Source organism: Arthrobacter sp. B0316-5-4, from assembly GCF_059090325.1.
Genome location: NZ_JBNHFN010000004.1, coordinates 351222 through 363638, shown reverse-complemented (window position 1 = coordinate 363638; position 12417 = coordinate 351222). Strand labels below are relative to the sequence as shown.

Genomic DNA, 12417 nt, shown 5'->3' with positions numbered 1-12417 from the left:
GTGCATGTTACCGCCGTCGTGGTTGCCCACGACGGCGGAAACTATCTCCCCAGGACCTTGGCGGCATTGTCGAACCAGACGCGTTCGGCAGATGCCGCCATTGGCATTGATACAGGTTCCACCGATAACTCGCAGGCGTTGCTCCGCGAATCGTTCGGAACAGGCAACGTCACCACCTTCACGCACCCGAAGTCCGGCTTCGGCGCGGCCGTCCAGGCGGGCTTGCACGAGCTTGCCCCCGCCCAGGACGCAGCCGAAGGCAGCACCCCGACGTCCGTCCAGTGGATCTGGCTCCTTCACGACGACGCCGCGCCGGCGCCGGATGCGTTGGCGGAACTACTCCATGCCGTGGAACGCGCCCCGTCCGTAACGGTGGCCGGCTGCAAGCAGCTCGGTTGGGATAACGAACGGCACCTGGTGGATGTGGGTCTGTCGACCAGCCGCTGGGCCGAGCGCCTCACATTGATCGACGCCGATGAAGTGGACCAAGGGCAATACGACGCGCGCACTGACACGTTCGCCGTCAATTCTGCCGGCATGCTGATCCGCCGTGACGTCTGGGAACAGTTGCAGGGCTTCGACCCCGCCCTCCCGGGCAGCGGGGACGACGTCGACTTCTGCTGGCGCAACTGGCTCGCAGGCAACCGTGTTGTAGTGGTCCCCAGCGCCCGCATGTTCCATGTGGAGCACAGGCCGCATGGTTTGGGTACCTCCTCCGCGGCCCGGAAAGCGCAGATTCACTTACGGCTCAAGCACACCCCGTGGTGGAACGTGCCGTTCCAGGCAATCGGCGCCTTGTTTGGCGCGGTGGTCCGGTTGCTGCTCAGCATCCTGGTCAAGGAGCCCGGTTACGGTTTCTCCCAGTTCACCTCCACGGTGGCTGCCTTGTTCCGCCCCGGCGCAATTGCCAGGGGCCGCCGGGTAGCGGCCAGGACGCGCCGCGTGCACCGCTCCGTCATCCGTGGCCTGCAAACATCCACGCGTGAAGTGCGGGCGAACCGGCGCTCACTGCTGGAGGCCATCCGTCCCAGCGATGAATCCTCAGCCACCTCCGACCTCCTGGCGCCAGAACCAAGTGGCGATGCCGCAGATGACTTCGCGGCACTGGCAACCAATGAACGCGGCTGGGTGGGCACGGGCGCCGTCGCGGCCGCGGTCCTGGCCCTTGCCGCAGCCCTGGTAGGACTCCTCGGCTTGCTGCGCTCCGGCTCAGTGACCGGTGGGGGACTTCTTCCCCTGTCCGCCGCCCCAGGAGACATCTGGGCCAACGCGTCCACCTGGTGGATCTCCCTGGGGGCAGGCTTGCCCGGGCATGGCGATCCGTTCGGATACGTGTTGTGGCTGTTGTCGCTGTTCGGTGGCGGGGATGGAAACGCCGCCATGGTTTGGCTGCTCATCCTGGCCATGCCGCTCTCCGCGGTGGGGGCTTGGTTCGCCGCTGGCGCCCTGACGACCAAGCGTCGTTTCCGCACCGTGGCCGCACTGGCCTGGTCCGCCGCACCTGCCCTCCTGATCGCCATCAACGAGGGCCGAATTGGTGCCCTGGTGGCGCACGTGATGATGCCCCTGCTGCTCCTGGCGCTCTTGCGTGCCTCCGGATCCGCCATCGGCCAGGGGCCAGCCACTGGCAGCTCCGCACTCAGTCGACGGCCCGCTCCGATCCTGGGTAAGCCCGGAATCAACGGAACGCCGTCGTGGACGGCTGCCGCAGCCGCAGGCCTGGCAATGGCAGTGGTCACCTCATCCGCACCCTCGCTCCTGGGTCCCATCGCCGTCGCCGTGATCCTCGCAGCCGTGGTTCTGGGGCAGCGGGGCAAGACGCTGTGGTGGTCGCTCCTTCCAACCATTGCTTTGTTCCTGCCCTACGGCATTTCCGTTCTGGACAGGCCCCGTGCCTTGCTCGCCGACCCCGGCCTGCCCCTCACCTTTGAAGCGGCGCCGCTGTGGCAGCAGCTTCTGGGCCAACCGCTGGCGTTCAGCATCGACGGCGGCCTGAACGGTTTGGCTTTCTTCGGTCCAGGCGCTGTGCCATGGGCACTGATCCTGGCACTGCTCGTCAGTGCGCCCATCCTTGTCCTGGCTGTGACAGCCCTCTTCCTTCCCGGCAAACGCACCGCCATGGCCAGGGTCTTCTGGCTGGCGGCCCTGGCTACCCTGGCGGGCAGTTGGCTGGTTGGGCATGTCGCCACCGGAGTCAACGGCAACGTGATGGTGGGCCCGTTCACCGGGCCGGCCGTCTCCGCTGCGGGGATGATGTTGCTCGGTGCCGGGATCATCGGTGCCGACAAACTCTTCACAGCGCGCCGCCGGACTCCGGATACCCAGCGGGCGAAGCTTCCGATGCGCGGGGTTGCGTCCGCTGTGGTGATGACGCTCCTGGTTGCCGGCCCGTTGGCTGGCCTGGGTGCCTGGGTTTCCCAGAACGTCCTCCAGCCCTCGCCCGTAGCAGGCGAGGCGGCCCCGTCCGCGACTGAACAGCCGACGTCGGCCCTCGGCTCCAGCCGCCAGGTCCGGCCGGTGGACACCGGCACGCTGCCGGCCACCGCCGTCGACCGCGGGATGGGTCCAGAACGGACGCGCACCCTGGTTATCACCAGCGGTGAGCAGGGGGCCTTCACGTCATCACTGATGCGCGGTGCGGGAACCACCTTGGACAGCCTGTCCACCATCGCTTCGGCCCGAACCATCATTGGTGCTCCGGGACGCGAGGAGATCACCGCCGACGACCCCGCCACCACCTCCCTCCGCAGGGCGGTTGCCACCATCGTGGCAAGCACCGGAGTGGATCCGCGGGCAGACCTTGAACAGCTTGGTGCCGGTTTCGTCGTCCTGAAGGCTGCCGACAATGCAGCCCAGCTGACTGCCAGCAGGATCGACGCCGTTCCCGGCCTCGTTGCTGTCGGGCAGACCGACGCCGGGTGGTTGTGGCGCGTCACGCCGCGGAACCAGCCTGCGGCAACAGCTGCGGATACGACACACCGGGTCAGGATCCTCGACGCGCAGGGGGCAGTAATCGGTTCCCTGCCCTCCGAAGAGGTCTCCGTTGACGCCGATGTGGCACCAGGTGACGAGGGGCGCAAAGTGGTGCTGGCTGAACGTGCCGATCCCGGCTGGTCCGCTTGGCTGGATGGCCGCGAGCTGACCTCCACGACCTCCGGCTGGTCGCAGGCTTTCGACCTTCCGGCTACTGGTGGAAACCTCGAAGTTCGTTACACGAATCCGTGGGCTGTATGGTTCGGGATCCTGCAGGCAGTGGTGATCGGCTTGACGCTCCTGCTTGCCGTGCCGATGCCCGCCCGCCGCACCCGAACCGGCATGTCGAGGGACGAAGTTTCCCTCCGTAAGGAGTACAGCAGTGTCTGACGACCGGAAGAAAGTGCCTGACGAAGCCACTGAAGTCCCGGTGCCCCGGAAGTCCCGCGCCACCAAGGGCGGCGACGCCGGCAGTTCCCGCAGCGCCGCCAAGGGCACCCGAAGCTCCAGGAAGGGCGTCGTCACCGGTGCGCTTTCCGCCGTGGTCATCCTGGCCGCCGGCGGTGGCGCAGTTGCTGCGGCGTCGATGGTGCCCGAGCCCTCCGGTGGCACCACGATGCCTATCCGGCAGGCTGACGTCCCCGCGGGGCGCGCCCTTGGTATCTGCCCTGAACCGGCCCGGCTGGTCAACGGAACCGTAGTCGGCACGGATGCGGACTTCAGCCCGGTGTCCACCACCGCCACCAGCGCGCTCAGCGCCGTAGTGCTGAGCAATCCGGCGGGAACCGTTCCGGGAAGCACGGTGACATCCCTTGGCGGCGGCACGGTGGCTGAGATCGCCAAGGCGCCCACCAGCACTCCCACGCCCACCTCCGGTCCGCCGGTGTTGTCTGCGGGCGTGGCCTCCATCAGCCCGGTCACCGGACCGTCAGTGGTGGCCGCGGATGCGTTGGGGAACGAACAGGCCTCCCTGGCCGCAAATCTCAGCTATTCGGCCACAGACGGTGACCTCCGTGGACTGGCCTCAGCCCAATGCCAGCCGCCTGGAAATGATGCCTGGCTGCTGGGGGCCAACACCGCTGTGGGACGCACCGCCGTCCTGAACCTGAGCAATGCCTCCGAAACCCCCGCGACGGTGAACCTGGAGCTCTTCGGCTACAAGGGTCAAATCCAGGCGCCGGGAGCGCGTGGACTCCTGGTTGCTCCGGGAACAACCCGCTCTGTCAACCTGGCCGGCCTTGCTCCGGGTGAATCGCAGCTGGCTGTCCACGTGCGCAGTACCGGCGGTCCTGTGGCCGGGACCATCCAGCAAAGTGTGCTGCGCGGGCTCGCTCCGGGCGGGGTTGAATACCTCTCTCCGGGAACCGGGCCGTCGAACCTGCAGGTCATGTCCGGCGTCGACATCCAGGACCCGGCGGCTACCAAAGCGCTGGCCGGGAAGTCGGGGTTTGCCGATGCCGTACCGGCCCTCCAAATAGCTGTTCCGGGTTCCACCGATGCCGTGGTGCAGGTCAGTCTCTACGGAGCCAACGGTGAACGCAAGGTACCCAATGGGGGAGTAGTGACGGTCAAGGGCGGTTCCGTGGCTTCGCTGAACCTTGACGGCGTTCCTGCCGGCAGTTACACCGTCAAGGCCAGCTCCGACGTGTCGTTTGTGGCATCGACCAGGATCACTCGCGGCGCCAAGCCGGAGGACGCGACAGACTTCGCCTGGTCGCCGGCCTCAGCCCGCCTGGGAAGTCAGCACCTGGTTGCCATTCCCCGTGATGGCCAACGGTTGCTGAGCTTCGGCGTGCCCGTCGGCCGTGCCACAGTGAGCTACGCCCCCGTGACGGCCGACGGAAAAATCGGCAAGGCCGTGGATGTGGACATGAGCGGCGGAACCACGTCCGTGATCGAGCTCCCGGCGAAATCCGGCGACGCCATCGTGGCCGGATATGTTGTTTCGGCTTCCGGGGATCCCGTCTACGGTGCCCTTGTCCTGGGAAAGCAGGGACGCCCGGACGTATCGGTCGTGGCGATCCAGGACGCAGCGGCGGGACTTGAAAAAGTTCCCGTTTCGGTGGGCTACTAGCCAGCGTTCCCGGGTCGGCCGCCGTCGTCGTTATTGATAGCGACGGCGGTAGACCGGGTCCAGCGTTTCCGGTGGCACACCGAGCATCTCAGCGGTGTACTCCACTACAACGTCGTGAACCAGGTCCTGGAGTTCCTCGCGCGTATTGGCGCCCTGCACCACAACCCTGCGGTAAATGGTGATCATGGGTGCTTCGCCACGGCCGCCGGGCGTATACGAGCCCATGGGTGCGGTGCCTCCCGTAGCGACCAGTTGCTCCAGATCCGGTGGGATTTCATCGACTGCAAAGAGCACGCCGTCCAACTGCTTGCCCCACATGTCCTGGAGCCGTTCCGCGGAGTCCAGCACCATGTCGTCAAAGCGCTCTGAACGGGTACGGAAACCGGGCAGGTTGGCAAGCATCAGTTCTCCGCGCAGCCCCCGTCCGTGGCGGTTGCGCCTGCGGCGCCGAAAGCTCCGCCCACCCGTGCCTGCGTGTTCCCCGGCCTGGTCGCCATCCGCGTCAGTCCACCGGATGGTGAAACCGGGGATATGTGGCTGTGACTGCATATATCGACTTTAGTACCGGGCGACCGCCAGCGCGACATCACCGCCCCCAGCGCGCCGCAGCTGTTCCCGGTAAACGGAGTTGGTGGGCCACGGACGGCCAATGCGCACTTTGGGCGGCACTAGGCGCTAATCTGGGATGTTGTGGGTGCTATTCGTCAATGTTCCAGGTCGGCCTGCCGCCAGTCCGCGGTGGCTACTTTGACGTACGTATACGCGGATTCGACAGCCGTCCTGGGTCCGCTGGCCACCTATGCCGAGCCCCACGCCTACGACCTGTGCTCGCAGCACGCGGAAAGCCTGACCGTCCCGCGGGGATGGGAAGTGCTTCGGCTGGCCATGCCCAGCTCACCCCCCGAGCCCGGGCCCGACGACTTGCTCGCACTCGCCAACGCTGTTCGCGAAGCAGCCTCCGCAGCTCCGGAAGCTCCCGTGCGGCACAACCATGCGCACATGGAGCCACCTGCCGGTACCGAAGGCACACGACGCGGTCACCTGCGGATTCTTCGCGAACCGTCCTGATCGGGCCCCGCAAGGCAGGGGTCGCAAATCGTCGCGGTGCTCAAAACGGCATGAACGTGCGCGGTAGTCTGGAAGCTGCAGATTAACCAGCCAGCGGCGCCGGGCGGCGCCACCCAGGGAGCATCATTCATGCCAAAGGTCAGTCCTGAACTGTTGTCCATCCTGCGCTGTCCCGTGACGGGTTCACCGCTGGTCCAGGAGGGCGACGAGTTGGTTGCCACCGTCGCCGCGGCGGACGGCGAAAAGCTCCGCTACTCGATCGAGGACGGCATTCCGCTTCTCCTGCCGCCGGAATTGTTGGCTGCCGCCAACGCAGCGACTTCCGGCCAGCACGATTCCAAGGCGTAACACCCTCTTTTCACCAAACCCGCACGGTACCCAAAGGATTTCCATGACTTTTGATTTCAAAGTGGCCGACATCACCCTCGCGGAGGCAGGTCGCCACCAGATCCGCCTCGCCGAGCACGAAATGCCCGGGCTTATGTCTCTTCGGGAGGAATTCGGGGCTTCCCAGCCGCTGAAGGGCGCACGCATCGCTGGGTCGTTGCACATGACCGTGCAGACGGCAGTGCTCATTGAGACCCTCACGGCCCTGGGCGCCGAAGTTCGCTGGGCTTCCTGCAACATCTTCTCCACCCAGGACGAAGCAGCCGCCGCCGTCGTCGTCGGTAAAGGCACGCCGGAAGACCCGCAGGGTGTCCCGGTCTTCGCGTGGAAGGGCGAAACGCTCGAGGAGTACTGGTGGACTGCCGAGCAGATCCTTACCTGGCCCGGCGCGGAAACCAACCCGGAGTTGGGTCCCAACATGATCCTCGACGACGGCGGCGACGCCACGTTGCTGCTGCACAAGGGCGTCGAATTCGAAGCTGCGGGCGCTGTCCCCACCGCCACGGAGGATGACCCCGAGGAATACGTCCTCATCCTTGACCTCCTCCGCCGGACCCTCGAAGCCGATCCGCAGAAGTGGACCCGCCTGGCAGCCAGGATCGAGGGTGTCACCGAGGAAACCACCACCGGCGTGCACCGCCTGTACCAGTTGGCCGAGCAGGGCAAGCTGCTGTTCCCGGCCATCAACGTCAACGACTCCGTCACCAAGAGCAAGTTCGATAACAAGTACGGGATCCGCCACTCCCTCCCGGACGGAATCAACCGTGCCACCGATGTCCTCATGGGCGGCAAGGTTGCCGTGGTTTGCGGTTACGGCGACGTCGGTAAGGGCGCCGCGGAGGCACTGCGCGGGCAGGGTTCGCGGGTCATCGTCACGGAGATCGACCCCATTTGTGCCCTGCAGGCAGCCATGGACGGTTACCAGGTGGCCAAGCTGGAATCGGTGCTCGCGCAGGGTGACATCTTCATCACCACCACGGGCAACAAAGACGTGATCCTGGCCGAGCACATGCTGGGCATGAAGAACAAGGCCATTGTGGGCAACATCGGCCACTTCGACAACGAGATCGACATTGCGGGGCTTGCGAAGATTCCGGGCGTCAAGAAGGTCGAGATCAAGCCGCAGGTCCACGAATGGGTCTTCGAGGCCGGCACCGACACGGAGCGCTCCATCATTGTCCTTTCCGAGGGCCGCCTCCTCAACCTGGGCAACGCGACGGGCCACCCGTCCTTCGTGATGAGCAACTCCTTCGCGAACCAGACCATCGCCCAGATTGAGCTCTGGACCAAGAAGGACCAGCCTGCGGGGGAACGCGAATACCAGAAGCAGGTCTACGTCCTCCCGAAGATCCTGGACGAGAAGGTTGCCCGCCTCCACCTGGACGCCCTGGGCGTTGAGTTGACCGAACTGAGCAAGGACCAGGCTGACTACCTCGACCTGGACGTTGCCGGCCCCTACAAGCCGGAGCACTACCGCTACTAAGCGGTGGTTGGGTCACTACTTCGCTGTTGAAAGGCCGGCACGCGTCCAGCGTGGCCGGCCTTTCGGCTAGAATTGGGTGTTCAGTATTGCTTGCCGGGGGACAGGAAGACGGGGACCATGACCGAAGTCGCCAAACGGAAAACGGGCAAGATCCTTGCCATTGCAGGGATCTGCGCCGCTATCGCCGTGGGCGGGATTGGCGTGGCCACCGTTCCAGGGTTGCTGGCGGGATCCAGCCAGGATGCCGGCTCCGCGCCGTCACCCACTCCCACAGTTGAAGCCAAGCCCGTGGAGCTGGGAATCACGCCCCTGGACGGCGCCGTTGAATGGAACCCTGTGGTTGGGCCGCAGATCAAGGCAGTCAACGGCAAGGTCAAGGACGTGGTGCTCACCCCGGTTGGCGGTGGCACGCCGGTGCAAGGGAAAACCAGCCCGGACGGCAGCACGTGGACCACGCTTGAGGTCCTGAAGTTCAAGACCCAGTACACGTATTCCTTCACCGTGGTGGATACAGCCGGCAAGGAAACCAAGAAGACCCAAACCTTCACCACGGTTTCCGCGGCCTACGAGGCCGACGCGTCCATCTACCCCCGCAACGGCACCACGGCCGGGTCCGGCCAGCCGATCGAAATCAACTTCAGCGAGCCGGTCTTGGACAAGGCAGCCATGGAGAAACGGGTTGCCATCACAGTGTCCTCGGGCCAGCCCGTCGCGTGGCACTGGTACTCGGACAAGAAGGTCCGGATCCGTCCTGAGGCTTTTTGGGCCTCGGGCAGCACTGTCACCGTGGACATGAAGCTGCTGGGGGTGGATTTCGGCAACAAGATGATCGGCAACGGGAACGTCGTGTCCACGTTCAACACCGGACCCCAGCGTGTTGCCGTGGTGGACGATACCACCAAAACCATGAATGTCTATTCGGATGGACAGTTGGTGCACACAGCACCGGTCTCCCTGGGCGGCGAAGACTGGTTGTCGCCCACGGGGTACGCCGTCATCCTGGAACAGGAACGCAAATCCAACTTCAACGCCGGCAGCATCGGCCTGAAGCCAGGGGACAAGGGCTACTACGCGCCCATGGTGGTGGACTACGCCAACCGCCTCACCTGGTCCGGAGTTTACGTACACCAAGCGCTTGAAGCTGCTTGGGGCGCCATAGGCCGCGTGAACGTCTCCCACGGCTGCGTCGGTTTGTTGCCGGATGATGCCGCCTGGTTCTTCAACAACATGAAAACCGGGGATGTTGTCCAGATCCTGAATACCGGGGCACCTGCCGTGGAGCCCCTGGAAGGCTTCGGGGACTGGAACATCCCCTGGGCCAGCTACGCCCAGCGATAGTTCCGGTTGTAGGATCAAGGCAGTGATTATTTCCTGCATGCTTTGACCCATTCCTCAGGCGCCCACTCATCGTTGGCCCTCTCTTTTGTGCTGCCCTTTGTGGTGATTCCGGGAGTCCCTGTGGGGAACCCGTCCACGGGTTCCCCGGCCCTTTCCACCGGACCCCTTTTCCCCACTTGGAGCACATGTGACTATTTCACCAACCCTTCGCCCTGATTGCGGCAGCTGTTTTGCGCTTTGCTGTACCGCCCTCGGTTTCGCCCGCTCGGCGGACTTCGCCATCGACAAATCTGCGGCTGCGCCATGCCCCAACCTCGACGGCGACTTTTCCTGCACCATCCACCAACGCCTGCGCCCCCGGGGCTTCCGCGGATGCACGGTCTTTGACTGTTTCGGTGCAGGCCAAGCCGTATCCCAGCACACCTTCGGAGGCATCAGCTGGGCCGAAGATCCGTCGTCCAGGCACTCGATGTTCGCCGTCTTCAAAACAGTCAAGCAACTGCACGAGATGCTCTGGCACCTGGACGAAGCGGAGCGGCGCACTTTCGATCCTGAGCTCGCCGGCGAGGCAGCCCTCCTGTCCGGCCGCATCGCAACCATCGCCCAGGGCGACGCGTCGACGGTGCTGGGCGCCGACGTCGAACTCCTCCATGGCGAGGTGCGGAACCTCCTGATGGAGGTCAGCGAGGAAGTCCGCGGTTCGTACGGCGCCGAAGGAACAGCAACGCCCGACGGCGGCCTCCGCCCGGGTGCCGACCTCATGGGTGCCGTCCTGGCGAACCGACGCCTCTGCGGGGTGGACCTCCGTGGTACTTACCTGATTGGGGCCGACCTGCGGGGGAGTGACCTGGCAGCGGCGGACCTGCTGGGCGCCGACCTGCGCGGAGCACAACTCCACGGCGCGGACCTCTCAAGCGCCCTTTACGTGACCCAGCCGCAAATGAACGCCGCCGAAGGCAACTCCGACACGCGCTTACCAACGCGGCTCGCAAGACCGGACCACTGGGTCTAAGCGGCCAACCCCACGAGCACGGGGGCGACATCCGGAAGCGTGCGTCCAAGCGAGGCACGAGCGAGCACGCAGAGGATGTCGGCCCCGGGGCCGGGCCGGGGCAGGTCAGTTGCTGGTGAACGGCAGTTTGCGAAGCCTTTCGCCGGTGGCGCGGTTCCGTATTTCGGCCTGGCGGAGGCGTGCCAGTTCGCGGTTGCGCCGCTCGCCGAGGACCGCGCCGATGTAGTCCTCGGGGATGGTCCCGGCGGGCGGTGGCGGTGCCACGTAGCGGCTGAGTTCCGAGGCCAGCGATGCGGCCATGTTGATGCGTGACGCAGGTGCCATCAGGTAGGCCTGCTGTACGAAGGTTCCGGCACGGCGTGCCGTGGCGTCGGGCACCCTGCCGATGTCTGCCATGGTTATCCACGCCTGCAGGTAGGGCGGTGCCACGGGCATGATGCGCGGCTTTGAGCTGACGCGTTGCCGGAGGGAGTAGGTGCCGGCGACGATGTCTCCGAGGCGTTTGGATTTCTCGTTGAACAGTGCCACGAAGATGGCGAGGCCGCCGAACGTCAGGTAGATCTCCAGGAAGCCGAGGAGCCCACGGATGAGGGCGTGCCGGAACCGGATGGCGCCGCCGTCGTCGCGCACTATGCGAAGTCCTGCTGCGAGCTTTCCCAGGGACCGCCCACGGGTGAGCGTTTCGACCGTGACGGGTACAACGATGACGGAGAAGATTACGCTGCTGAGGATCAGGGCCCGGATGGCGGCTTCGTCGAGGTCCCGGGAGGCGGCGGAGACCAGGATGATGAGGAGGATCGCGAGAACCACCTGTGAGATGACGTCCAGGATGAGCCCCAGCGCCCGGGAGGCGAAGGACGCTGGGCGCAACTCAAGGACAACTGCCTCGCCAGTGATGATGGAACTCAAGACTGCCCCCCATGCTGCGGGCGGCGTGCCCGCACCAATGAGTCTAGCGGCGGTTCAGGTCCGGTGGGCGGATAAGGGCGCTAGGGTGGTGCCGTGGACATCGATGCCTTCTCGGCCGTGCATGGGGACAAATGGGCCCGGCTTCATTTCCTGGCGCATAAGCGCCGGCTCACAGGGGTTGAGGCGGACGAACTGCTTCGCCTGTACCAAACTGTGTCCTCACACTTGTCGCTGATCAGGTCGGTGGCGCCCGAGTCCGGGCTCTCAGCGTCCCTTTCTGCAGCGTTGGCGCAGGCCCGGACCAGGTTTACCGGTGCCCGCTCGAATTTCATGGAAGACCTGGCACGCTTTTTCGTCATCGCCCTTCCGGCCGCCTTTTACCGGATACGTTGGCTGACGGTGTGGTGCGGGCTCGCCTTCGTGCTGGTGGCAGGGGCTTATGCACTCTGGATTGGCACATCCCCGGAAGCATTGAGGGCTGTGGCAAGCGACGCGAAGGTGAAGCAGTACGTGGAGGAGGACTTCATTGACTACTACTCGGAGAATCCCGCAGCATCGTTCGCCGGCGCGGTGTGGACCAACAACGCCTGGATTTCAGCCCAGGCAGTCGCGTTCGGCGTAACGGGTTTCTGGGTTCCCTTCATCCTGTTCATGAATGCGCAGGGAGTGGGCATAGCCGCCGGACTCTTCCTGGCGACCGGGAAAATGGACGTTTTCTTCAGCTACATCCTTCCGCATGGGCTCATGGAACTTACCGCCGTTTTCATCGCCTGTGCGGCAGGGCTGAAGATCTTTTGGGCGATGGTACGGCCCGGTCCGCGGACACGGCTGCAGGCGGTCGCCGATGAGGGCCGTTCCCTGATCACGATTGCCTTGGGCCTGGTGCTGGTCCTGCTGGTATCCGGGATCGTGGAAGGTTTCGTGACGCCCAGCCAACTTCCGGTCTGGGCCAAGATAGGCATCGGCGCGTTCGTTTTGGCTGCCTATTGGGCGTACACGCTGATTTTGGGCCGGAAGGCGGTCCGGTCCGGCGTCACAGGCGATTTGGACGCGCGCGACGCCGGTTACCGCAGTATCGCAGCCTAGACCTTACGGTTGCGTTGCGATCTGGTCGCAGGCGGGGTGGCTCCGCGTGTCTGCGTCATGCCGGGCGGTAGGCTCGAATGCAGACAA

Annotated in this window: 10 protein-coding genes; 8 read left to right on the top strand and 2 right to left on the bottom strand. The window is 65.1% G+C overall.

The genetic code is table 11. The features are described from left to right. Positions 1–3363, top strand: a complete 3363-nt coding sequence (locus tag AC5RU9_RS13595) for a glycosyltransferase family 2 protein (RefSeq protein ID WP_494016852.1) — start codon at positions 1–3, stop codon at positions 3361–3363. Then, positions 3356–5047 carry a DUF5719 family protein gene (locus tag AC5RU9_RS13590; protein WP_494016851.1) on the top strand — a complete coding sequence of 564 codons (1692 nt, stop codon included), beginning with the start codon at positions 3356–3358 and terminating at the stop codon, positions 5045–5047. Before AC5RU9_RS13595 ends, AC5RU9_RS13590 begins: the two co-directional genes overlap by 8 nt. A 30-nt stretch (positions 5048–5077) precedes the next feature. On the opposite strand, the gene AC5RU9_RS13585 is transcribed toward AC5RU9_RS13590, so the two are convergent. Beyond that, positions 5078–5596, bottom strand: a complete 519-nt coding sequence (locus AC5RU9_RS13585) for a metallopeptidase family protein (protein WP_211713167.1) — start codon at positions 5594–5596, stop codon at positions 5078–5080. Positions 5597–5737: 141 nt separating this feature from the next. Between AC5RU9_RS13585 and AC5RU9_RS13580 the strand changes: the two genes are divergently transcribed. The 5 genes from AC5RU9_RS13580 (at position 5738) to AC5RU9_RS13560 (ending at position 10335) form a co-directional block, all read left to right on the top strand. Then, positions 5738–6115, top strand: a complete 378-nt coding sequence (locus AC5RU9_RS13580) for a DUF3499 domain-containing protein (protein WP_211713169.1) — start codon at positions 5738–5740, stop codon at positions 6113–6115. Positions 6116–6244: 129 nt separating this feature from the next. Beyond that, positions 6245–6463 (top strand): Trm112 family protein, encoded by a 219-nt coding sequence (locus tag AC5RU9_RS13575; RefSeq protein ID WP_494016850.1) that lies wholly within the window; start codon positions 6245–6247, stop codon positions 6461–6463. 43 nt (positions 6464–6506) lie between these two features. Next, positions 6507–7985, top strand: coding sequence for an adenosylhomocysteinase (ahcY, locus tag AC5RU9_RS13570; RefSeq protein ID WP_494016849.1), 1479 nt, complete (start codon positions 6507–6509; stop codon positions 7983–7985). 117 nt (positions 7986–8102) lie between these two features. Continuing rightward, positions 8103–9323: a L,D-transpeptidase gene (locus AC5RU9_RS13565; protein WP_494016848.1), complete on the top strand. Its 1221-nt coding sequence runs from the start codon at positions 8103–8105 to the stop codon at positions 9321–9323. Positions 9324–9510: 187 nt separating this feature from the next. Beyond that, complete coding sequence (locus tag AC5RU9_RS13560) at positions 9511–10335, top strand: pentapeptide repeat-containing protein (RefSeq protein WP_494016847.1); 825 nt, start codon at positions 9511–9513, stop codon at positions 10333–10335. Positions 10336–10440: 105 nt separating this feature from the next. On the opposite strand, the gene AC5RU9_RS13555 is transcribed toward AC5RU9_RS13560, so the two are convergent. Continuing rightward, a complete protein-coding gene (locus tag AC5RU9_RS13555) occupies positions 10441–11244 on the bottom strand; it encodes an RDD family protein (RefSeq protein ID WP_494016846.1) in 804 nt (267 codons plus the stop codon). Positions 11245–11337: 93 nt separating this feature from the next. Here AC5RU9_RS13555 and AC5RU9_RS13550 point away from each other — a divergent pair, with 93 nt between their 5' ends. Beyond that, positions 11338–12330 (top strand): stage II sporulation protein M, encoded by a 993-nt coding sequence (locus tag AC5RU9_RS13550; protein ID WP_211713180.1) that lies wholly within the window; start codon positions 11338–11340, stop codon positions 12328–12330. Positions 12331–12417: the final 87 nt, after the last annotated feature.